At 60.5% G+C, this 20,588-nt stretch carries 23 protein-coding genes; 17 read left to right on the top strand and 6 right to left on the bottom strand.

Going from position 1 to position 20,588, the window contains the following annotated elements; genetic code table 11:
- Positions 1–2: 2 nt before the first annotated feature.
- From H7H48_RS05915 to H7H48_RS05900, 4 genes are all read right to left on the bottom strand, one after another.
- Entirely contained in the window at positions 3–383 is a 381-nt protein-coding gene (locus tag H7H48_RS05915) for a hypothetical protein (protein ID WP_229447851.1), read from the bottom strand.
- A gap of 41 nt (positions 384–424) precedes the next feature.
- A complete protein-coding gene (locus H7H48_RS05910; protein ID WP_229447850.1) occupies positions 425–1,633 on the bottom strand; it encodes an FAD-binding protein in 1,209 nt (402 codons plus the stop codon).
- A 52-nt stretch (positions 1,634–1,685) separates the two neighbouring features.
- Entirely contained in the window at positions 1,686–3,182 is a 1,497-nt protein-coding gene (locus tag H7H48_RS05905; protein ID WP_229447849.1) for an FAD-linked oxidase C-terminal domain-containing protein, read from the bottom strand.
- A 78-nt stretch (positions 3,183–3,260) separates the two neighbouring features.
- Positions 3,261–4,631 carry a DUF3422 family protein gene (locus H7H48_RS05900; protein WP_229447848.1) on the bottom strand — a complete coding sequence of 457 codons (1,371 nt, stop codon included), beginning with the start codon at positions 4,629–4,631 and terminating at the stop codon, positions 3,261–3,263.
- Positions 4,632–4,813: 182 nt separating this feature from the next.
- Between H7H48_RS05900 and H7H48_RS05895 the strand changes: the two genes are divergently transcribed.
- From H7H48_RS05895 to H7H48_RS05875, 5 genes are read left to right on the top strand one after another with little or no spacing between them, the layout of a single operon-like run.
- Positions 4,814–5,599: an FCD domain-containing protein gene (locus H7H48_RS05895; RefSeq protein ID WP_229447847.1), complete on the top strand. Its 786-nt coding sequence runs from the start codon at positions 4,814–4,816 to the stop codon at positions 5,597–5,599.
- Positions 5,596–6,423, top strand: coding sequence for a (Fe-S)-binding protein (locus H7H48_RS05890; protein WP_370633312.1), 828 nt, complete (start codon positions 5,596–5,598; stop codon positions 6,421–6,423). Before H7H48_RS05895 ends, H7H48_RS05890 begins: the two co-directional genes overlap by 4 nt.
- The gene (locus tag H7H48_RS05885) at positions 6,423–7,862 is read left to right on the top strand and encodes a LutB/LldF family L-lactate oxidation iron-sulfur protein (RefSeq protein ID WP_229447846.1); all 1,440 of its coding nucleotides are present in this window, start codon (positions 6,423–6,425) and stop codon (positions 7,860–7,862) included. The genes H7H48_RS05890 and H7H48_RS05885 overlap by 1 nt, the downstream gene beginning before the upstream one ends.
- A complete protein-coding gene (locus H7H48_RS05880; RefSeq protein WP_229447845.1) occupies positions 7,859–8,533 on the top strand; it encodes a lactate utilization protein in 675 nt (224 codons plus the stop codon). The genes H7H48_RS05885 and H7H48_RS05880 overlap by 4 nt, the downstream gene beginning before the upstream one ends.
- Before the next feature lie 3 nt (positions 8,534–8,536).
- Entirely contained in the window at positions 8,537–9,280 is a 744-nt protein-coding gene (locus H7H48_RS05875; RefSeq protein ID WP_229447844.1) for a metallophosphoesterase family protein, read from the top strand.
- A gap of 30 nt (positions 9,281–9,310) precedes the next feature.
- Here the strand turns inward: H7H48_RS05875 and H7H48_RS05870 are convergent, their stop codons facing one another.
- Positions 9,311–9,451 carry a hypothetical protein gene (locus H7H48_RS05870; RefSeq protein ID WP_229447843.1) on the bottom strand — a complete coding sequence of 47 codons (141 nt, stop codon included), beginning with the start codon at positions 9,449–9,451 and terminating at the stop codon, positions 9,311–9,313.
- A 145-nt stretch (positions 9,452–9,596) separates the two neighbouring features.
- Between H7H48_RS05870 and H7H48_RS05865 the strand changes: the two genes are divergently transcribed.
- The 12 genes from H7H48_RS05865 to yihA all read left to right on the top strand — a co-directional run bounded on the left by H7H48_RS05865 (position 9,597) and on the right by yihA (position 19,897).
- A complete protein-coding gene (locus H7H48_RS05865) occupies positions 9,597–10,241 on the top strand; it encodes a hypothetical protein (protein ID WP_229447842.1) in 645 nt (214 codons plus the stop codon).
- A gap of 31 nt (positions 10,242–10,272) precedes the next feature.
- Positions 10,273–11,010 (top strand): 16S rRNA (uracil(1498)-N(3))-methyltransferase, encoded by a 738-nt coding sequence (locus H7H48_RS05860; protein WP_229447841.1) that lies wholly within the window; start codon positions 10,273–10,275, stop codon positions 11,008–11,010.
- A gap of 201 nt (positions 11,011–11,211) precedes the next feature.
- Positions 11,212–12,585 (top strand): glutamate--cysteine ligase, encoded by a 1,374-nt coding sequence (locus H7H48_RS05855; RefSeq protein WP_229447840.1) that lies wholly within the window; start codon positions 11,212–11,214, stop codon positions 12,583–12,585.
- Between the two features lie 103 nt (positions 12,586–12,688).
- Positions 12,689–13,588 carry a DUF937 domain-containing protein gene (locus H7H48_RS05850; protein ID WP_229447839.1) on the top strand — a complete coding sequence of 300 codons (900 nt, stop codon included), beginning with the start codon at positions 12,689–12,691 and terminating at the stop codon, positions 13,586–13,588.
- A gap of 105 nt (positions 13,589–13,693) precedes the next feature.
- Positions 13,694–14,320 carry an FMN-binding negative transcriptional regulator gene (locus H7H48_RS05845; protein ID WP_229447838.1) on the top strand — a complete coding sequence of 209 codons (627 nt, stop codon included), beginning with the start codon at positions 13,694–13,696 and terminating at the stop codon, positions 14,318–14,320.
- A gap of 216 nt (positions 14,321–14,536) precedes the next feature.
- On the top strand, positions 14,537–14,671 hold the full coding sequence (rpmH, locus tag H7H48_RS05840) for a 50S ribosomal protein L34 (RefSeq protein WP_007009688.1): 135 nt from the start codon (positions 14,537–14,539) through the stop codon (positions 14,669–14,671).
- A 23-nt stretch (positions 14,672–14,694) separates the two neighbouring features.
- Entirely contained in the window at positions 14,695–15,075 is a 381-nt protein-coding gene (gene rnpA, locus H7H48_RS05835; protein WP_229447837.1) for a ribonuclease P protein component, read from the top strand.
- On the top strand, positions 15,068–16,885 hold the full coding sequence (gene yidC / locus H7H48_RS05830; protein ID WP_229447836.1) for a membrane protein insertase YidC: 1,818 nt from the start codon (positions 15,068–15,070) through the stop codon (positions 16,883–16,885). The genes rnpA and yidC overlap by 8 nt, the downstream gene beginning before the upstream one ends.
- A gap of 164 nt (positions 16,886–17,049) precedes the next feature.
- Positions 17,050–17,538, top strand: a complete 489-nt coding sequence (locus tag H7H48_RS05825; RefSeq protein ID WP_229447835.1) for a DUF1772 domain-containing protein — start codon at positions 17,050–17,052, stop codon at positions 17,536–17,538.
- A 167-nt stretch (positions 17,539–17,705) separates the two neighbouring features.
- On the top strand, positions 17,706–18,344 hold the full coding sequence (locus H7H48_RS05820; RefSeq protein WP_229447834.1) for a CatB-related O-acetyltransferase: 639 nt from the start codon (positions 17,706–17,708) through the stop codon (positions 18,342–18,344).
- A gap of 109 nt (positions 18,345–18,453) precedes the next feature.
- Positions 18,454–18,831, top strand: a complete 378-nt coding sequence (locus H7H48_RS05815) for a hypothetical protein (protein ID WP_229447833.1) — start codon at positions 18,454–18,456, stop codon at positions 18,829–18,831.
- A 388-nt stretch (positions 18,832–19,219) separates the two neighbouring features.
- On the top strand, positions 19,220–19,897 hold the full coding sequence (gene yihA, locus H7H48_RS05810; RefSeq protein WP_370633311.1) for a ribosome biogenesis GTP-binding protein YihA/YsxC: 678 nt from the start codon (positions 19,220–19,222) through the stop codon (positions 19,895–19,897).
- 11 nt (positions 19,898–19,908) lie between these two features.
- On the opposite strand, the gene msrB is transcribed toward yihA, so the two are convergent.
- Entirely contained in the window at positions 19,909–20,418 is a 510-nt protein-coding gene (msrB, locus tag H7H48_RS05805) for a peptide-methionine (R)-S-oxide reductase MsrB (protein WP_229447832.1), read from the bottom strand.
- Positions 20,419–20,588: the final 170 nt, after the last annotated feature.

Genomic DNA, 20,588 nt, shown 5'->3' with positions numbered 1-20,588 from the left:
TACTAGATCAGCCAGCTTTGGGGATTCTTGATCGGTTCTCTGCGTCCAACGGCCTGCAGGCCGATTACGCAGCGCACAACGACCCAGATCGCAAGGGCGATCATCAGCAGGAAGCCGATGCCGACAATCATCAACAGGGCAGAGACGAAACCGAGCAGCAGGCCGATCCAGAACGTGCGAATTGCCCAGGTGTAGTGCGTTTCGAGCCAACCACTCGCTTTGCCACGGTTCATATAGGCAAGAACGATGCCCACCAGAGCGGATATGCCGATAACGAAACTCACCAGATAAAGGATGTAGATAACCTGAATGTTGGTCGGCCCAGGCTCGAGCCAGCCGTCGGTCTTTTGTGCTTCTTCGGGTTGGTTCTGCATATCAGTCATGTATTTGCCCTCTGTTGTTCCGGCGGCAATCTATCACGGCTTCAAGCGAATGCCATGCGTGCAGGGTTCAATAGCCCTTTGGGGTCAAATTGCGCTTTCAGGCGGGCGGAAAGAGCTGCAAGAGCGGGGGGCAGCGGCTGGAAAACGGGCGTCGCCGCTCGCACCGGAAGGGGCGCGCGTACCAGTGTCGCGTGCCCGCCTCCAAGATGGGCGATCAATTTTCGCAGAATCTCCGCTTCGGGATCGGCTTCCATCCGCATCCAGATCAGCCCTCCCTGCCAGTCGTAGAACACATTGACGCCGGCGGCGCGGCGAAACGCATCCACCAGTTCGTGCCCACGCGACGGCGCGACTGAAACGCGCCATACCGGCGCTGGTGAGCCGTCGGCAAAGGGATGACCGTCGCGGATTTCACGCCACAGCCTGCGCGAAAGCGCTTCATCGAGGGTTTCGACACTCCCGAGATGCCCCAGAAGTCGCGAGAGCAGGTCAACCCGATAGGCGACGGAAGGCCCAAAGCCCTCGACACGCAAAACGGTCTGCCCGCCACCGGAAAACCCGCCCTCGATGAAGCGTCCCACGACGCCTTCGGGCAGGTGAGCGGCACCGGAGACCTCGGCGCTCGACCCCATGGCGATGGCCATGGCCAGCGTTGCAGCGGCATCGTCCAGCCCTGCAATGCAGAGTGTGGTTTCGGTTTCTGCTGCCGGCAGCACTTTCATTGTGATGTCGGTGGCCACGGCGAGCGTGCCCCATGAACCGGCGAGCCCCTTGGAAAGGTCATAGCCGGTGACGTTCTTCACCACGCGCCCGCCCGACTTGAAACCTTCACCCCGGCCAGAAACCGCGTGAACCCCAAGCACGTGGTCGCGCGCGGCGCCTGCTTTCAGCCGGCGCGGGCCGGCAAGATTGGCTGCAAGGAGCCCACCCATCGTGCCGCGTCCTGGTTCCACGCCAAGCAACGGGCCGTAATCCATTGGCTCGAAGGCCAGCTCCTGATTGTGCGCGCGCAGTGCAGCCTCAATCTCGGCAACGGGCGTGCCGGCTTTCGCTGAAAGCACCAGCTCTTCGGGCTCATAAAGCGTGATGCCGGAAAGCTGCGAGAGATCGAGCGTGTGCTCGGTCTGCAAAGGCTGACCGATCCCGCGCTTGGAGCCGTGGCCGATAATTTCGAGCGGCGCTTCCTCCGAAACGGCCCACTGGATGATCTCCAGAACCTCTTCGGCGCTTTTCGGCAGGAATTCGGTCACGATGGATCACTCATGCAAAAGCTCAGGCAGGAAAGAGGGGAGAACAGCACACTCAAAACCGCTCCAGTTCAGGAAAGGGCACCTGTCCGCGATGAATGTGCATCCGGCCAAGTTCGGCGCAGCGGTGTAGTTGCGGGAACACTTTGCCGGGATTGAGCAGATGGTTCGGATCGAAAGCGCATTTCACGCGGATCTGTTGGTTGAGATCGTCTTCAGTGAACATTTCCGGCATCAGATCGCGCTTTTCCACGCCCACACCATGCTCCCCGGTCAGAACGCCGCCCACCTCCACGCACAGACGCAGAATGTCGGCGCCGAAATCCTCGGCCTTCTCCAGCTCGCCCGGCTTGTTCGCATCGTAAAGAATGAGCGGATGGAGATTGCCGTCGCCGGCATGAAACACATTTGCAACCCGCAGCCCGTATTTTTCAGACAGGGCGCGCATGCCTGCCAGAACCCGTGGCAATTGCTTGCGCGGAATCGTGCCATCCATGCAGTAATAATCGGGAGAGATGCGTCCGACCGCCGGGAACGCGGCCTTGCGTCCTGCCCAGAACACGGCGCGTTCCTCATCCGATGTCGAGGCGCGGCTGGTGGTGGCGCCGTTCTGACGCGCGATCGCTTCCACCCGGTCGATCAGATGGTCGACCTCGGCCTGCGGTCCGTCCAGCTCGACGATCAGCAGAGCCTCCACATCGAGCGGATAACCGGCGTGAACAAAATCTTCCGCGGCCCGGATTGCCGGCCCGTCCATCATCTCCATCCCGCCAGGAATGATCCCGGCGCCGATGATCTCGGCCACGCACTGGCCCGCCTGTTCACTTGATGGAAAGCCGATCAGAAGCGCGCGCGCCGTCTCCGGCTTCTGCAGAATGCGCACCGTCACCTCGGTCACGACGCCAAGCAGGCCCTCCGAGCCGGTCATCAGGCCCAGAAGATCATAACCCTCTGCATCAAGATGCCTGCCGCCGAGCCGGATCACGTCGCCATTCATCAGCACCATCTCGATGCCAAGGACATTGTTGGCCGTCAGCCCGTATTTCAGGCAGTGCACGCCGCCCGAATTTTCCGCCACATTGCCGCCGATGGAACAGGCGATCTGCGAGGAAGGATCGGGCGCATAATAAAAGCCCTCCTGCTCGACTGCATGCGTGATGCCCAGATTGGTGACGCCTGGCTGCGCAACCACAGCACGGTTTGGATAGTCGATATCGAGAATGCGGTTGAAACGGCTCATCACCAGAAGCACCGCATCCTCAAGCGGCAGTGCCCCGCCGGAAAGTGATGTGCCCGAGCCGCGCGGCACGACGCGAATGTCGCGCTCATGACAATATTTGAGAATGCGCGACACTTGCGCGGTGGTTTCCGGCAGCACAACCACGAGCGGCATCTGGCGATAGGCGGTGAGCCCGTCGCTTTCAAAGGCGCGCATTTCGTTTTCCGTGTCCACCACGCCTTCACCGGGAACGATGATGCGCATGTCGGCGACGATTTCCGCACGTTTCTTCAGGGTTGCCGCATTGGCCTGCGGCATTTTCAGGCCGGACATCAGAACTTCCTTACTGGTTCAATCTATTTACCAGTTTATTCGCAGTTCTGTAAATGCTGCTTGGAAACCGTGCCTGCGTCAATCCGCCTCGGCGCCGATATTCGCATCCTCGCGGGCATGGTGCCGGCGGATGCGGCGTACCAGAAGCCAGATGCACAAGACGGCCACGGGGACGGCGGCCGCGGTAATCACCTCGCTCGAAAGGCCGGGAAGGGCGGGTTTTGCACCCTTCGCCACATAGCCCACAAGCCCCACCACATAATAGGAAATGGCGGCCACCGAGAGGCCTTCGACCGTCTGTTGCAGGCGAAGCTGCAGTTGTGCGCGACGGTTCATGGAGGCGAGCAGATCGCGGTTCTGGCGCTCCACTTCCACATCCACCCAGCTTCTCAGCAGGTTTGCCGCGCGCGTCAGCTTGCGCGATAGGTTGGCCTGGCGCTCTTCCACCGAGCGGCAGGTGCGCATCGCAGGTGCCACGCGGCGCTGCAGGAAGGCAGCCCATGTTTCATAACCGGCCATGGGGGCCTCGTTCAGCATTTCCAGCCGCTCTTCGACAATGCCGTGATAGGCGCGGCTTGCGCCAAAACGATAGAGGCTGGCGGCGGCGTCGGCCTCCAGATCGGCGGCAAGCTCCGTCAGCTCGCTCAGAAGCGCGTGACTGTCGTGCTTCTCGCGTTGACGCATGCGCGCCGTCAGGGTTGCGAGCTGATCCTCCATGCGGCGCAAGCGTGGCGAGAGCGATTGCGCCAGCGGCAGGCCCAGCATGGCAAGCGTGCGGTAGGTCTCAATGTCGATCAGGCGTTGCGAAAGGGCGCCGATACGGGCTGGCGCCAGATCCTTTTCAAGGATGAGAATGCGGGTCAGCCCATCGCCATCCTGCCGGAAATCGCTGGCAACCGCGGCGCGCCCGCCCTCCACCACCGAATAGCCAAGGCTTGCCGGATCGAACGCGCCGACCAGCTTCTCCGTGGTGCTCGTCCATTTGCGGATCTCCACACGCGTGCCGGAAATGGCAGTACCCGGCGGGCTGAAACCGTTGCCGAAGGGCGATTCTTCGAGCGGTTTTCCAGTCCGGGAGGATATGGGGCAATCCCACTGATAGCTCGAAAATTCCGTATGCCGCTCCCAGCGCAGCGTGCCTTTGCCCCACTTCATCGTGTGGTGGCGCGCATTTTTCTGCGGCGGAGCGACACCGAGCCTGCGCGACAGATCGGCCAGCACCGCCTGATCCACTGCAGAGCCGCCCTCGGTCATGAAAGAGAGCTGGATGATGAGGCGCGGCGCTTCCAGGAGGGCATGGGGTCGAGCATGCACTTCTCCCAACGCGCCCGCGCGGCCATCATGGGCCGGAAACCCCAGAACGCTGCCGGTCACCAATGTCGCGAAAGGCTTTTCTTTTGTCTTGTCTGCATCAGTAGCGACAAGCAGTTCCCCGTTTTCTTGGCTCATTGCGCCTTGCCGTCTGCATCAGGATGGACCTTTCCCAAGTATGCTATCGGCTTTGCGCAGGGTGCAATGCGTGAAGCCAATTGCCTGCAGGGGTTGGTATTGGACAAATAAATTGACCAGTTCGATTAACTCAGGCTAGTCTGTGGCCACAAACCTATGAGCAACGGGAACGGCAAGGGCCGGTGGAAGCAGTCTTCTCCAGAATTGAGCATGCCCGCACGGCGGATGGCGTTGTCCGGCAAATCGAGACGCTGATCCTCGAAGGTGTCCTGCGCGATGGTGACCGTTTGCCCGGGGAACGCGAGCTTGCTCGCCAGCTCGACATCTCCCGCCCCATTCTGCGCGAAGCTCTGAAAACGCTGGAGGAGCGCGGCCTGATCACCACCCGCCACGGCGGCGGCACCTATGTGGCCGACATTATCGGCCAGGTGTTCACCAAGCCTGTGCGCGAGCTTATCGCCACGCACCGCAAGGCCACCGCTGATTATCTGGAATATCGCCGGGAGGTCGAGGCTGTGGCCGCCGAATTCGCGGCCAGGCGTGCAACGCCGGAAGACATAGTTCTTCTCAATGGTATCATGACGCGCATGGACGACGCCCATGCAGCCGAGGACTTTGAGGCGGAAGCGGCCTGTGACGTGGAATTTCACAATGCAGTGGGCGAATGCGCGCACAACATTGTGCTCCTGCACACGCTGCGCGCCTGCTACCGGTTGCTCGCCGATGGGGTCTTCCTGAACCGCGCCCGCATCTATGAATTGCCCGATGCCCGCGACACGCTCCTTGCCCAGCATCGCGCGATCCATGCGGCAATTGCCGCCGGCGATCCAGAAGCGGCAAGAGCGGCTGCGATCGCGCATATCGATTTCGTCGAAAAGGCCACCTTTCACGCCGAACGCACGGATGACTGGCAGCGCATTTCGCGCCTGCGGCTTCATCAGCGTGGCGGGGAAACCTTGCAGCAATGAGCGAGCGAACCGGCTCTGCCGAGAAATTCAAGCCAGCGAAAGAAGAACCGTTGAAAGAAGAAAGCATCTCACCCAAGCGCGTCGGCCTTTTCGTCACCTGCCTGGTGGACCTGTTCCGGCCCACTGTCGGGTTTGCTGCCGTCAAGCTCCTGGAAGAGGCAGGCTGCACCGTCGAGGTGCCCATGGCACAGACCTGCTGCGGCCAGCCGGCTTATAATTCCGGCGATCGGGAAGACGCCGCGGCCATCGCGCGCCAGACCATCGAGGCCTTCGAGGAGTTTGATTATGTCGTCGCGCCATCGGGCTCCTGCGCGGGCATGCTCAAAAAGCATTACCCGTCGCTTCTCAAGGGCACGTCCTATGAGGCGAGGGCGGAGGCCTTTTCCGGCCGCGTGCACGAGCTGGTGAGCTTTCTGGTCGATGTGCTCGGCATCACAGAAGTGCCGGCCCGCCACGAGGGCAGTGTCACCTATCACGATTCCTGTTCCGGTCTGCGCGAGCTCGGTATCCAGCAACAGCCGCGAAAGCTTCTGTCTTCGGTTGAGGGGCTGGAGCTCAAGGAAATGCAGAATTCCGATGTCTGCTGCGGCTTCGGCGGCACGTTCTGCGTCAAATATCCCGACATCTCCAACAAGATTGTCGAGGAAAAGACGGCGAGTATCGAGGGTGCCGGCGCCGATACGCTGCTTGCCGGTGATCTCGGCTGCCTCATGAACATGGCCGGCAAGCTTCATCGGCAGGGCAGCAGGGTTGAGGTTCGCCATGTGGCCGAGGTTCTGGCCGGCATGACAGACAAGCCGGCAATCGGCGGGGGAGGGCGCTGATGGAAATCCAGTCTCCACAGTTCAAGCAGAAGGCGCGCAAGGCGATTGCCGATGAGCAATTGCAGCGCGCCATGGGCAAGGCGAAGATCGGTTTCGTCGGCAAGCGAAAGAAAGCGGTCGATGCACTGCCGGAATTCGAGGATCTTCGCTCTTCCGCCCGCGCGATCAAGGATCACACGCTCGAACATCTCGATCTCTATCTGGAAGCCTATGAGCGCAAGGTGATTGCCTCGGGCGGCCAGGTGCATTGGGCCGAAACGGCCGAGGATGCCCGACAGGCGGTTCTCAGCATCTGTCGCGCGGCGGGCGCACGAACCGTCACCAAGGGCAAGTCGATGATCACCGAGGAGATCGCACTCAACGATTTCCTTGAGAAGGAAGGTGTCCGACCGGTCGAGACCGATCTCGGCGAATACATCATCCAGCTGCGTGGCGAGCATCCAAGCCACATCATCGGTCCCGCACTTCATCTCAACAAGGAACAGGTGGAAGAGGATTTCCGCCGCGTTCACACCGAGCTTCCGGCTGGGCGCGATCTCTCGCAGCCCGAGTCCCTTCTCGGTGAAGCGAGGCATATCCTGCGCCCGCAATATTTTCAGGCCGATGTGGGCATTACAGGCGCGAATTTCCTTGTCGCCGAAACCGGCACATCCATCATTGTCACCAATGAGGGCAATGGCGATCTCACGCAGACGCTGCCGCGCGTCCACATCGTCGTTGCCTCCATCGAAAAGGTCGTGCCGACGCTGGAGGACGCGAGCCAGATCCTGCGCGTTCTCGCCCGTTCAGCAACCGGTCAGGACATGAGCGTCTACACCACGCTCTCCACCGGACCGCGCCGCCCGGACGATCCCGACGGGCCGGACGAATATCACGTCATCCTGCTCGACAATGGTCGCTCATCCATGCTCGGCACGGAGTTCCACGAGATGCTGCGCTGCATTCGCTGCGGCGCGTGCATGAACCATTGTCCCGTCTATCACGCTGTCGGCGGTCATGCCTATGGCTGGGTCTATCCGGGGCCGATGGGCTCGGTGCTCACGCCTTCGCTGGTTGGCGTCGACAAGGCCGGGCACCTGCCCAACGCCTCCACCTTCTGCGGGCGCTGCGAATCCGTTTGTCCCATGCAGATCCCGCTGCCGCGCATGATGCGGCATTGGCGCGAACGCGAATTCGAGCGCGGGCTCAATCCGGCGACCCAGCGTTTCGGCCTCGGTTTCTGGGCCTTCTTCGCCCGCCGACCAGGGCTTTATCGTCTTGCCACTTCCATGGCGATCCCGGCGCTTTCCGGCCTTGCAGGGCGTCGCCGCTGGTTCCGCTCGCTTCCCTTTGCCGGGGGCTGGACACGACACCGCGATCTTCCCGCGCCCGAGAGCCGCACTTTCATGCAGCAATGGCGCGACCGCGAAACCGCGAAACAGGAAGGGGGTGCATCATGAGCGGGCGCGAGGCCATTCTTGGCAAGCTACGGGCGGCGGCGTCCGTTTCCACCGATGACGCTGCACGGCGCGAAGCCGTCGAAAAGCGCCTTGCAAAGACGCCGCGCGGGCTCATTCCGGCCCGCGGGCAGGTGGATGGCGAAGAGCGCGTTGCTCTTTTCTGCCGCATGGCCGAGGCCGTCACGGCCACGGTGGAGCGCGTGAAGAAGTCAGACGATGTGCCGAAGGCCGTGACCCACTATCTGCGCTCCAAGAACCTGGCGCCTTCCGTCCGCATGGGCGATGACAGGCGTCTCAAGCGCATGGACTGGGCCAGCCAGAAATCGCTTGAGGTGAAGCTTGGACGAGCTGACCCCGCGGACGAAGTCGGTGTGAGCCATGCATTTGCCGCCGTCGCGGAAACGGGCACGGTCGCCCTGCCTTCGGGCAAGGACAATCCGACCACCGTCAACTTCGTGCCCGATCACCACATCATCGTCATTGACGCAAAGGACATTGCCGGTGATCTTGAAACGGTGATTTCCCGCCTCAGGCGCAAATATGGCAGAGGTGACATGCCAAGACTGCTGAACCTCATCACCGGACCATCGCGCTCCGGCGACATCGAGCAGACCATGCTGCTCGGTGCACATGGGCCGCGCGCTCTGCACCTCATCGTCGTCGACGGGTGAAGAATGGCCGCCGGAGTCTCATATGATGAGGCTTCGACGCCCCATGGCCTGCGCCTCTACGCGGTCGGAGACATTCACGGCAGGCATGACTTGCTGGCGGCAATGCATGCGCGGCTCATGGAGGAAATCCTTCATGACCGCCCCGCTGACTGGCGCATCATCTATCTGGGCGACTATGTTGATCGCGGTGCGAATTCACGCGGAGTGATCGAATATCTCGCCGGGCTGCACGAACGCGACCCGCGCGTCATCGCTCTTGCTGGCAATCACGATCTGGGCTTTCTCGATTTTCTGGCGAGTCCCGACCCTTTCGGCCTGTTCGCCTGCAATGGTGGTTTCGAGACGGCGCTGTCCTATGGTGTTGAGATTGACCTGACATCGCGCGAGAGAATGATGCCGGGCCACGCCGCTTTGGTCCGTGCCGTGCCGCAGCGCCACCGGGCGTTTCTGGCCACGCTGCCTTATTCAGTTTCTTTCGGTGATTTCTTCTTCTGCCACGCGGGCATTCGCCCGGGCATCGCCCTGGAGGCTCAATCGGCGGACGATCTCGTCTGGATCAGGAGGGAGTTCCACGCATTCGATGAGCTGCATCCCAAATTGATCGTGCATGGTCACACGCCAGTACGTACGCCGGAACTCTGCAAGAACCGCATCAACCTTGATACCGGCGCATGGCACAGCGGCCGGTTGACGGCGCTCAGGATGGAAGGGCGGGAAAAGAGATTGATCGAAGTCGCCTGTGGATAGCAGGTGACTTGATGGCATGAATGCCTGAACCTACTCGACGGCGGCTGAAATGCCGTAGCCGTCCACGGGGTGGTGATCACCGGAAGCGCCGGCCGAAAGAAGCCTTGCACCGATCAGCGTGAAGGCTGAGACAGTGATGAGAAACACGACAGTTGCACGCCCGATTGTCATTCGACCAAAAGTCCCTTGAAGGTCAATAAGCGCGGCTCCCCGTGCCGCGCAGGCTGCAATAAACACAAACAGCTTAAGATTGAAACAATTTATATGCCAATACTCACATTGTTTATGATTAACACCGGAAAAGGTGGGAACGGCCATGGCGCTTCAAAACCGCGTCTCCCCATTCGGTCAGTTGTTTGCAACCCAGGCGCGCGGTGTTTTTACCGGCAATCGCGGCGTGATCCATGATCCCGATACAAAAACGCTCCTGCGCCGCCGCTGGACGACCAGGTCCTGGATTATCTGCGTTTGTGAATTCCGGGGGCGCCGGCGTGAGGTCATGGGGCGAAACAGCCCCAAGGGCCGGGCCGGTTGGACGGAACTCTTCTTTCTCGATGAGGTGACAGCCCTTGCTGCGGGGCACCGCCCCTGCTTCTTCTGCCGACGGGAGGCGGCCAGTGATTTCCTGACCTGCGTGCGTCAGGCCACGAGGGACCAGGGAATGAAGGCCCCCGACATTGACTCAGCTCTCCACGGACAAAGGTTTGCAGTCACCGGCAAAGCACAACCCATCGCTGCAGAGGCACTGCCGGAACTGCCCGACGGCTCAATGATCGCATGTGGAGAGAGGGCTTATGCACTGCGCGGCGGAGCGTTTTATGAGTGGCACTTTGAGGGCTACGGCGGCGCCCTTTCACCGGAAAAGATCCCGCCGGTTGTTCAGCTGCTGACACCAGCCTTGACCGTTTCGGCGTTGATCGGGGGCTACGCTCCGGTCTGGCACGCAAGCATCGGCTCTTGACGCGTCGACCTTGATCCACCATCAGACCGCCATGCGTGCGAACTACAAACTGCAGCGGCTGTTCATCGATGCCGCCCTCGCTGCCGGTGCCGAGGTAGAGACCAGCCGGGAACAGGCTCACTACCTGACCAATGTCCTGCGTATGCGCGACGGCGGCGAAGTGCTCGTTTTCAACGGGCGCGACGGCGAATGGCATGCCGAAGTGATCGCGGCCAACCGCAAGGCGGTGCGTCTGCGTATGACCAGTCAGACGCGTCCCCAGACGCCCCATCCCGATCTTCTCTATTGCTTTGCCCCATTGAAGAAGGGGCGGCTCGACTATCTTGTGCAGAAGGCTGTCGAAATGGGCGCTGGGCGCTTGCAACCGGTCATCACCCAGCACACTCAGGTCGCGAAACCAGGAACCCAGCGCCTCGAAGCCAATGTGATGGAGGCAGCCGAACAGTGCGGCATTCTGGCCGTGCCGGAGGTGCTTGAGCCGGTAAAGCTTGACCGGCTTCTGGCGGAATGGGATCCGGATCGTCGCCTGATCTTCTGTGATGAGGATGCCGCGACCAACAATCCCATGCAGGCGCTTTCGGCTGTGCGCGAAAAGAAACTGGCGCTTCTGGTCGGTCCCGAAGGCGGGTTTTCCGAGGCCGAACGCGCGCAGCTGCGTGCCTTACCATTCGTAACTCCCATTCCGCTCGGGCCCCGCATCCTGCGGGCTGATACGGCAGCCGTGGCTGCTCTCGCCATCATTCAGGCGAGCGTAGGGGACTGGCATTGATGTTTTCACATCAAGTTTGGTTGACGCTCCAATCAGCAATTCTTACTTGAAGCGAATTGTTTGCATGTCCATCAGTTCTAGATGGTTTGCTCTGGCATTTGGCAGTCACGTGGCATCAGGTGACGTTCGCATAAATGCGAATATAAGAATGTAGGGCGTTCTTGCGTACAGGCGCACGCATGGCGCTCTAGGAGGACACATATGGCCCGTGACACAACTGACAATCGTCCGATCGAACGGGTCGATGAGCTTGTCGCCGACCTCGCCAAAGGCTGCAAGCCGAAGGATAAATGGCGCATCGGCACCGAGCACGAAAAATTCCCCTTTTATGTCGATGGCAACCGGCCCGTTCCCTATGAGGGCGAGCGCGGCATCAAGGCAGTCCTTCAAGGCATGCAGCGCGTCCTCGGTTGGGATGCAATCAATGATGATGGCAACATCATCGGCCTGGTGGAACCAACCGGGCAGGGGGCCATCTCGCTGGAACCGGGTGGCCAGTTTGAGCTCTCGGGTGCACCGCTGGAAACGCTCCATCAGACCTGCCGTGAGGGCAACGCCCATCTGGCACAACTGCGCGAGATTGCCGAGCCGCTCGGCATCCGCTTTCTGGGCCTTGGCGGCAGCCCGAAATGGACGCTTGCCGAAACGCCGCAAATGCCGAAATCGCGCTACAAGATCATGACCGCCTACATGCCGAAGGTCGGCACGCAAGGGCTCGACATGATGTACCGCACCTGCACGATCCAGGTGAATCTTGACTTCGAAAGCGAAGCGGACATGCGCCGCAAGATGCAGGTGGCGCAGCGCCTGCAGCCGCTTTCCACAGCACTCTTTGCCAATTCCCCTTTCACAGGCGGACGATTGAACGGTTACCAGTCCTGGCGCGGCGAAATCTGGCGCGACACGGACAATCAACGCTCTGGCCTGCTCCCCTTTGCCTTTTCCGAGCGCTTCGGCTTTGCCGATTACGTGGAATGGGCGCTCGATGTGCCGATGTATTTCATCATCCGCGACGGGCGCTATCATGACTGCACCCACATCACCTTCCGCCAGTTCATGGAAGGCGGGCTGAAGGATGAGGTGACCGATGGCCTGCCGACCATTGGCGACTGGTCGAACCATCTTTCCACGCTCTTTCCCGATGTGCGCCTCAAGCGTTTTCTTGAAATGCGCGGCGCTGATGGTGGTCCATGGCGGCGCATCTGCGCGCTGCCCGCCTTCTGGGTGGGGCTGCTCTATGATCAGGCAGCACTCGACGCCGCCCACGACCTCACGGCCGACTGGTCGTTCGAGGAGGTGAATGCCATGCGCAATGCGGTGCCGAAAGAGGGGCTGGCCACGCGCTTCCGCAATCACGATTTGCGGGAGATCGCCCGCGAGGTTCTGGCCATTTCGCGCAAGGGGCTTTCCGCCCGCAAGCGTCTCAATCCTGAAGGCTATGACGAGGCAAGCTTCCTGAGTCCGCTCGACGAGATCGTCGCGCGCGGAACCACCAGCGCGGAAGAACTGGCCAATGCCTTCAACACGCGCTGGGACAGGTCGATCGAGCCCGTATTCCTCGAACAGGCCTATTAGGCATCCTCTCAAGGCGGCGAAGACAAAGCGGATTTGTCGGGTTATCTTTCTGAAACATTGGTCCGATACTTGCTCGGCGACGATTGAATGAAGGAGAACGCCCATGCTTCCGCTGTTCGAGATGCTCAACAATGCCGGTCAGGGGAACGGCGTCGATCAGATCGCCAGGCAGTTCGGCATTTCAAATCAACAGGCACAGGAAGCCATGGAGGCGCTTTTGCCAGCCTTCAGCCAGGGGCTGAAGCGCAATGCCGCTGATCCTTACGGTGCCGGCAATTTTCTCGGTGCGCTTGCCTCGGGTCAGCACGCAAAATATTTCGAGGATGCCGCCAACGCCTTTTCGCCGCAGGGCGTTGCCGAAGGAAACGGCATTCTGGGCCATCTGTTCGGTTCCAAGGATGTGAGCCGCGCCGTGGCCAGCCACGCCGCCCAGGCCACCGGGCTCGGCCAGGATATGCTCAAGCAGATGCTTCCCGTGCTTGCGTCCATGCTCATGGGTGGCCTGTTCAAACAGTCCACGGGCCAGATGCAGGGCGCGCAGCCGCGTCAGGCGCAGGCCGGCGGTGGTGGCATGCTTGGCGACCTCATGGAGCAGATGATGCGCCAGATGGGCCAGCAGCAGTCAGGTGCTCAACCGCGTGGGCGCGCGCCATCGGGTATGAGCCCGTCGGACAACCCGCTTGGCCAGATACTGGAAGGCATGTTCGGTGGTGGTGGTTCCACCGGGCGTTCTACCCCTTCTGGTGGCCAGGGCAACAATCCGCTGGGCGAGATTTTCGACCAGTTCCTGCGTGGCGGCCAGGGCGCCGGACAACCGGAACCGCAAAGGCGGTCCGCGCCGCAACCTGAGCCGGAAACCAACCCGAGTGGCCGCTCCCGCAATCCTTATGACGATCTCTTCGGCCAGATGTTCGAGACCGGCCGCAAGACACGTGATGACTATGAGCGCGGCGTGGAAAACATCTTCGAGCAGTTCCGGCAGGGCATGGAACGGCACCGCTAGGCCTTTGCGCCACAGAGGTTTTCTTGTTGGGCAAGGCGGTTCTCTGCCTTTTTCCACTCCTTCGTGCGCGCTAGGATCAGGTGTTTTTCAGGGAGACGAACCCGAATGTATTGTCCACCCGCCTTTCGCGAGGAAGAACTGCCCGCGCTTCATGAGCTGATGCGGGCAGCGCGGCTGGCCAATGTGGTGACATCCGGTGCGAACGGACTTCATGCAAGCCCTCTGCCCCTGTTTCTTGATGAGACCGAAGGCCCCTATGGCACGCTCTATGGCCATCTGGCGCGCGCCAACGAGCAGTGGAAGGATACGCCGGCGGGCGATGCGCTGGCGATTTTCATGGGCCCCGACGCCTATGTCACCCCATCCTGGTATGCCTCCAAGAAGGAGCATGGGAAGGTCGTGCCCACCTGGAACTACACCGTGGTTCAGGCACGCGGGCCGATCGAGTTTTTCGAGGATGAGGGGAGGCTGCGCAGCGTGGTTGAGCGCCTGACGGCCCTGCACGAGGCGGGTCGCCCGGAAGTCTGGTCCGTCTCGGATGCACCTGAAAAGTTCATCAAAGGTCAATTGCGCGGGATCGTCGGGCTGCGTCTTGCCATCACGAGCCTTGAGGGCAAGCGCAAGATGAGCCAGAATCGCAGTGCCGCCGACAGGGCAGGTGTTGCTGCCGGGCTTTCCGCGAGCGCGCATCCGGACGAACGGCTTGCGGCAGCGCAGATACCACAGGACTGATGCCTGTTTTCCGGACAGGGTGAGACCCCTTGCCGCGATGGCCGCGCATTCGCGCCGTTTTGATTGACTCTGCGCATCCATGCTCCTATAAGCCCGGCCACGCTTGGGCCTTGCGTCCGGCGGCGCGTATTCGTGCCTTCGGTCCAGCCCTGAAAGCAAAGCTCCTGTTCATTGAAACAGAACTAAGAAGGGCCGCACTCCGCGGTATTAAAACAAATGAAGCGTACATATCAGCCTTCCAAGATCGTCCGTAAACGTCGGCACGGTTTCCGTGCGCGCATGGCCACCAAGGGCGGCCGTCGCGTGATCGCAGCCCGCCGCAACCGCGGTCGCAAGCGGCTGTCCGCATAAGGTTTGGAGGCGAGGCCGGAAAGATGACGGACCGGCCAGCCGTCCCACCCCCGGCGCGCCTTAAAAAGCGCGCCGAGTTTCTGGCCGTCCGTCGCGGTGAAAAGCGACGCGGGCGGCTTTTTCTGCTGGAAGTGCTAGATCGCGGCGACCAGGACCCGCCACGGCTGGGCATTACAGTCACGAAGAAAGTCGGCAACGCGGTGGTTCGAAACCGCGTACGCCGGCGGCTCAAGGAAGCCTGCCGCCTCCATACGGTTCACGACATGGTCGCCGGCAAGGATTATGTGATCGTGGCGCGGCGTTCTGTGCTTGACGCGCCGTTCGCCTCCCTGAAAGACGAGCTTTCCCGTCGCATCGGACAAGCCGATGCCGGGCGTGGAAAGGGCAAGGACATCGATGGATAACAATCGCAATTTTCTCATCACGATCGCGCTGTCCGTGTTGATCCTGACGCTCTGGCAGGTGTTCTACATGAACCCCCGGATCGAAGAGCAGCGCCAGGCAGCCCAGATTGAAGAACGGCAGGCGGCAGAAACGGCCCCGGCTGCTGCGTCTTCGAGCGGTGAGATCAGCGATATACCAGCGCCTTCTGGTGGCGAGGGTGCCGTGCCCGGCTCGACCAACCCATCGGCTGCACCGCTTGACCGCGCCGCAGCCGTTGCCGGCAGCGCACGTGTGAAGATCGAGACGCCGCGCATTTCCGGTTCGATCAATCTGACGGGCGCGCGTCTCGATGACCTGCTCCTCAAGGACTACCGGGTGACTGTTGAGAAGGATTCACCCAACATTCAGCTTCTGAACCCCTCAACTGGTCCTGACGGCTATTATGTCGAGACGGGTTATGTTGGTGGGGAGGCCGCCGGAACGCTGCCGGGTCCTTCGACCGAGTGGACGCTTGCCGAAGGCGAGACGCTCACCCCGTCGAGCCCCGTCACGCTCTCCTTCACCAATGAGAAGGGCCTGACCTTCAAGCGCACCTTCTCGGTCGACGAGAACTACATGTTCACGGTGTCCGACACGGTGGAAAACGCTTCTGGTGCTCCTGTCGCACTGCGCAATTATGGCCGCACCACTCGCATCGGCACGCCCAAGACCTCCGGCATCTACATCCTGCACGAAGGCCTGATCGGCGTCACCGGCGAGGAAGGCCTGCAGGAAATCGATTATTCGGATGTCGAAGAGGAAAAGCGCATTACGCCGGCGATGTCCTCTGACGGCTGGCTGGGCATCACCGACAAATACTGGGCGGTGACCATGGTCCCGCAGAACGGCCGCGAATTCCAGCCGCGCTACACCTATTCGGGCGACGGCAAGCCGCGCTACCAGGCCGACTATCTGACCGACGAAATCACGGTCGCCGATGGCGCTTCCGCCACTAGCGAGCTCATGGTCTTCGCCGGTGCCAAGGAGGTCAATGTCGTCGATGCTTATGAAGAAGACCGCGGCATCCGTAAGTTCGAGCTTCTGATCGACTGGGGTTGGTTCTATTTCATCACCAAGCCGATGTTCTATCTCATCGACTGGCTGTTCAAGCTGCTCGGCAATTTCGGCGTGGCCATCCTTGCAACCACGGTCGTTGTGAAGCTCATCTTCTTCCCGCTCGCCAACAAGTCCTACAAGTCCATGGCGAACATGAAGAAGGTCCAGCCTGCCATGATGGAAATCCGCGAGAAATATGCGGATGACAAGATGAAGCAGCAGCAGGCGATGATGGAGCTCTACAAGAAAGAGAAGATCAATCCGATCGCCGGCTGCTGGCCGATCCTGATTCAGATCCCGGTCTTCTTCGCGCTCTACAAGGTGCTCTACGTCACCATCGAGATGCGCCACGCGCCGTTCTTCGGCTGGATTCAGGACCTTTCGGCGCCCGATCCGACCTCGGTCTTCAACCTGTTCGGTCTCCTGCCTTATGACGTGCCAACCTTCCTTATGATTGGCGTCTGGCCGTTGATCATGGGCATCACCATGTTCCTGCAGATGCGCATGAACCCGACACCGCCCGATCCGACACAGGCGATGATCTTCAACTGGATGCCGGTGATCTTCACCTTCATGCTGGCCACCTTCCCGGCAGGCCTGGTGATCTACTGGGCATGGAACAACTTCCTGTCCATCGTCCAGCAGGGCGTCATCATGAAACGCCAGGGCGCCAAGATTGAGCTTTGGGACAATCTGGCTGGTCTGTTCAAGAAAAAGCCGAAACCGGCCGAATAGCCGAAAAAATCGAAAAGGCTCGCGTAAGCGGGCCTTTTTTGTAGCTTTGCCATCCGCATGGATCTCCATCACCGGGCTTTGGCAGAAAATGTCTGGAGCCTCTCACCCCTCTCTGACGCGATCCTGAAGAATTGGGTATTCTCGTGTGGAACGGAGAGATCGCTATGGCTGATAGCCTTGTTTTTGCGTCGCTGTTGCTCGCCACGCTGGGTGCTGGTCTCACGGCCGGGTTTTTCTTCGCATTCTCAAACACGGTTATGCAGGCTCTTCGGCGGATGCCGGTTCCGGCAGGCATTCAGACGATGCAGACGATCAATGTCACCGTGCTCAACCCCGTCTTTTTTGCGGCGTTCTTCGGCACAGCGGCTCTGGGAATCCTGCTTGGTGTTTTCGCCCTGCTCGGGCTGGTGCCGTCCGGCGGCATCTGGCTTTTTCTCGGCGGACTTTTCTATGTGGTGGGCACATTTCTCGTCACCGTTGTTTTCAACGTTCCCATGAACGAGGCTCTGGCAAAGGTTGAGCCAGCAACAACGCAAGGGGCAGAACTGTGGCGGGAGTATCTCTCCCGATGGGTGATGTGGAACCATGTGCGTGCAGTCGCCTCACTGCTCGCGCTTGCAAGCTATGCGATGGCGCTGGTTGAGTGGTCATGATTGCTGTCCTCTCGTATTTCCGCTAAGGACAGCATCTGCACCAAGGGAGTTGCCTCGATGATCAAATAAGGGGACCGAAGCACACGCCGCCGGGACTTGAGGTCCGGCCCTTTGCCGTTTTGACGGAGGCGGTGGGTTATTCCCCTGTTTTGACCAAGGAGGTCCCCATGCATGGACCTGATCCGGCAACGCCATACCCGATGGCGGGCTTTCCCAGAACCATTTTTCTTAAGAACTTCATCACCCGGCCTAATATCGAGGTGGGAGATTTTTCCTACTACGACGATCCCGTCGGCGCCGAGCGTTTTGAGGAACGAAACGTCCTTTATCACTTCGACTTTCTCGGCGATCGACTGGTTATCGGCAAGTTTGTGGCCATCGCCCACGGCGCCACACTTGTGATGAACGGGGCCAACCATCTGATGACTGGCTTCTCCACCTTCCCGTTCAATATCTTCGGCCACGGCTGGGAGGAGGGTTTTGATGGCCAGGTTTATCTCGAGCATAGCCGCGGCAACACCACCGTGGGCAATGATGTGTGGATCGGACGGCAGGCGCAGATCATGCCGGGCGTCACTATTGGAGATGGAGCCGTGATCGGGGCCCATGCCGTCATTGCCTCCGATATTCCGCCTTACGCCATCGCCGTGGGCAATCCGGCGCGCGTTCTTCGCCTGCGCTTCGCGCCCGAGACGGTCGCAGCCCTCGTCGGGATCGGCTGGTGGAACTGGCCGGTAGACAAGATAAGCCGCAACCTATCTGCCATACGCGGCGCTGATCTCGTTGCCCTTGAAAACGCCGTCTAACAGGACTGCCAGGCGGCATCATTAAACTTGACATTTTTAGTATAGTATTGTGTTTGTGTCTTCGGCCGTGTCGCTAATCCGACCGGCCGGAGGCCAAGAGGTAACTGCCATGATGCATCTGAGCCCGATTGAGGAGTTTGCGTCTCATCATGCCTGTGAGGCTGATGAGCTCGAACGCCACCGTGGAAAATTCCTGCGTGTAGAGCGGCTGCGGTCCAAGGTGCAGGCCGCCAAGCGTGCAGCCGCCGAGAGCCTTTCACGCGCGAATGAGACGCCGGAGCCACATGATGGCAGCAACATGATTTTCGTTGCTCTCTTCGATACCCACTGTCGGGACCGCGAAGCGCTCTTCGAGGCGATGAGGGAACTGGACGAGGCCTGCGGCGAATTGCACGTGATGACACCCGGTATGAAGGCGATTGAAGGGTGCATGCGCAGCCCTTCTGAACACTTACGAGGACTGGGCGGTATCGATGAGCGAGTTTGAACGTCGCCGCCAACAAGCGGAAACACATCTGAAGCTTCAGATGATGAAGGAAATGAGCGAGATCATGCGTCGGACCGGCCTGCCGCCAATGGTTCTGATGCTTGAGGCTGCGCGAGCCCTTGGAACGATCTACCGCGAAACGGCGGAAGCGCACTGCGAGACATCCTGTTGTCCTTGCGGATGGCGCCCGCAAGAGTCCAGGGACCTCGGACGCCTCCATGAGACTTTGTGCGAAGCCAGCCGCAGGCCCCGCTCACGGTGGCTCGGTGGAATGCAGGTTCTCGGCAACGCTTGAGTGACTTCTGAAACACGGTTTCAGCAACAGCGCAGTTGACAAATGCCCCGCCAGTCTTGATGCCGTCATTTGAACGGTAATGGAGATGATGGCGTGAACGCATCACACGATGACGCAGCCGCCGGCAAGGCGCAGATCGATCGCGGAACCTTCCTGCGTCCGTGGGTCTTCCTGCGCGGTGCACCGGCCATGAAATTTCTACCGCCTGAAGGTCCCCCCGAGGTGGCCTTCGCCGGGCGCTCGAATGTGGGCAAGTCATCGCTCATCAATGCGTTGATCGTACAGCGCGGCCTGGCCCGTACATCCAACACGCCCGGCCGCACCCAGGAGCTCAACTTCTTCGTTCCCGATGGATATACCGGTGCTGATGGTGATCTTCCGCCCATGGCGATCATCGACATGCCGGGCTACGGCTTTGCCAAGGCGCCCAAGGCGCAGGTCGACGCCTGGACCGAAATGGTCTTCGACTATCTCAGGGGCCGTGTCACGCTCAAGCGTGTGTTCCTGCTGATTGATGCCCGCCACGGCATCAAGAAGAATGACGAGGAGGTCATGGATCTGCTCGACAAGGCGGCGGTTTCCTATCAGGTGGTGCTGACAAAGATCGATAAGATCAAGCCGCCGGCGGTTGAAAAGCTGCTTGCCGCCACGGAAGCGCAACTGAGAAAGCGTGCAGCCGCTTTTCCCGAGATTGTCGCAACCTCATCGGAAAAGGGTCAAGGCATGGACGAGTTGCGTGATGCCATCGCCCGCGCCGTAACCGATGGCTGAATGCCAGATCCCTAGCTCGGCATTGTCGCGCCCGGTTTGAACGTCAAGGCGACGCCGTTGATGCAGTGGCGTTTGCCGGTCGGCGGCGGGCCGTCATCGAAAATGTGTCCCTGGTGGCCGCCGCAGCGCCGGCAGTGGCATTCGGTCCGGGTCATGAAGAGCGAGTTGTCCGGCTTGGTGCCGATGGCATCCGGAAGTGCTTCCCAGAAGCTCGGCCAGCCGGTGCCTGAATCATATTTCGCCTCGGATGAATAAAGCGGCAGGTCGCAGCCGGCGCAATGAAAGAGACCGGCACGCTTCTCATTGTTGAGCGGGCTCGTGAAGGCCCTTTCCGTCGCTTCCTGCCGCAGCACGGCAAATTGCTGATCGGTCAGGATCGCGCGCCACTCTTCCTCACTTTTGGTGATCTCGAAGGTTTCAGCCATGGCGCTGCCGCCGGTCCGGCCACGCAGCACAAAGGCTCCGCCGGTGAGTGCTGCCAGCGCGCCAGCCGTACCATACAGAAAATTGCGGCGTTTCATCGAATAGCTCCTTCTTGCATGGTTGGCTCGTGTCGCCTGCGCCGGACATTAGGTCCGCTGGGCTATCACCTCAAAGTCAAGTCCGTGTGAGTGCAGGGGGTGGCGCTGCTCCACCCCTTGCGGTTCCGAAAGCCCCCGATCGGAACCTGTCTGGCTTTTGCTTTCGTAGC

The sequence above is a fragment of the Nitratireductor sp. B36 genome (assembly GCF_020833685.1).
In the GTDB taxonomy this organism is placed as follows: Bacteria; Pseudomonadota; Alphaproteobacteria; order Rhizobiales; family Rhizobiaceae; genus Nitratireductor.
The sequence above is the reverse complement of the archived record's forward strand: the minus strand, read 5'-3'. Positions and strand labels throughout refer to the sequence as shown.

Coding starts and splice junctions, on each gene's coding strand:
- H7H48_RS05915 (WP_229447851.1), bottom strand. CDS start 383: ATGACTGATATGCAGAACCAACCCGAAGAAGCACAAAAGACCGACGGC.
- H7H48_RS05905 (WP_229447849.1), bottom strand. CDS start 3,182: ATGTCCGGCCTGAAAATGCCGCAGGCCAATGCGGCAACCCTGAAGAAA.
- H7H48_RS05900 (WP_229447848.1), bottom strand. CDS start 4,631: ATGAGCCAAGAAAACGGGGAACTGCTTGTCGCTACTGATGCAGACAAG.
- H7H48_RS05890 (WP_370633312.1), top strand. CDS start 5,596: ATGAGCGAGCGAACCGGCTCTGCCGAGAAATTCAAGCCAGCGAAAGAA.
- H7H48_RS05885 (WP_229447846.1), top strand. CDS start 6,423: ATGGAAATCCAGTCTCCACAGTTCAAGCAGAAGGCGCGCAAGGCGATT.
- H7H48_RS05880 (WP_229447845.1), top strand. CDS start 7,859: ATGAGCGGGCGCGAGGCCATTCTTGGCAAGCTACGGGCGGCGGCGTCC.
- H7H48_RS05875 (WP_229447844.1), top strand. CDS start 8,537: ATGGCCGCCGGAGTCTCATATGATGAGGCTTCGACGCCCCATGGCCTG.
- H7H48_RS05870 (WP_229447843.1), bottom strand. CDS start 9,451: ATGACAATCGGGCGTGCAACTGTCGTGTTTCTCATCACTGTCTCAGCC.
- H7H48_RS05865 (WP_229447842.1), top strand. CDS start 9,597: ATGGCGCTTCAAAACCGCGTCTCCCCATTCGGTCAGTTGTTTGCAACC.
- H7H48_RS05860 (WP_229447841.1), top strand. CDS start 10,273: ATGCGTGCGAACTACAAACTGCAGCGGCTGTTCATCGATGCCGCCCTC.
- H7H48_RS05855 (WP_229447840.1), top strand. CDS start 11,212: ATGGCCCGTGACACAACTGACAATCGTCCGATCGAACGGGTCGATGAG.
- H7H48_RS05850 (WP_229447839.1), top strand. CDS start 12,689: ATGCTTCCGCTGTTCGAGATGCTCAACAATGCCGGTCAGGGGAACGGC.
- H7H48_RS05845 (WP_229447838.1), top strand. CDS start 13,694: ATGTATTGTCCACCCGCCTTTCGCGAGGAAGAACTGCCCGCGCTTCAT.
- rpmH (WP_007009688.1), top strand. CDS start 14,537: ATGAAGCGTACATATCAGCCTTCCAAGATCGTCCGTAAACGTCGGCAC.
- rnpA (WP_229447837.1), top strand. CDS start 14,695: ATGACGGACCGGCCAGCCGTCCCACCCCCGGCGCGCCTTAAAAAGCGC.
- yidC (WP_229447836.1), top strand. CDS start 15,068: ATGGATAACAATCGCAATTTTCTCATCACGATCGCGCTGTCCGTGTTG.
- H7H48_RS05825 (WP_229447835.1), top strand. CDS start 17,050: ATGGCTGATAGCCTTGTTTTTGCGTCGCTGTTGCTCGCCACGCTGGGT.
- H7H48_RS05820 (WP_229447834.1), top strand. CDS start 17,706: ATGCATGGACCTGATCCGGCAACGCCATACCCGATGGCGGGCTTTCCC.
- H7H48_RS05815 (WP_229447833.1), top strand. CDS start 18,454: ATGATGCATCTGAGCCCGATTGAGGAGTTTGCGTCTCATCATGCCTGT.
- msrB (WP_229447832.1), bottom strand. CDS start 20,418: ATGAAACGCCGCAATTTTCTGTATGGTACGGCTGGCGCGCTGGCAGCA.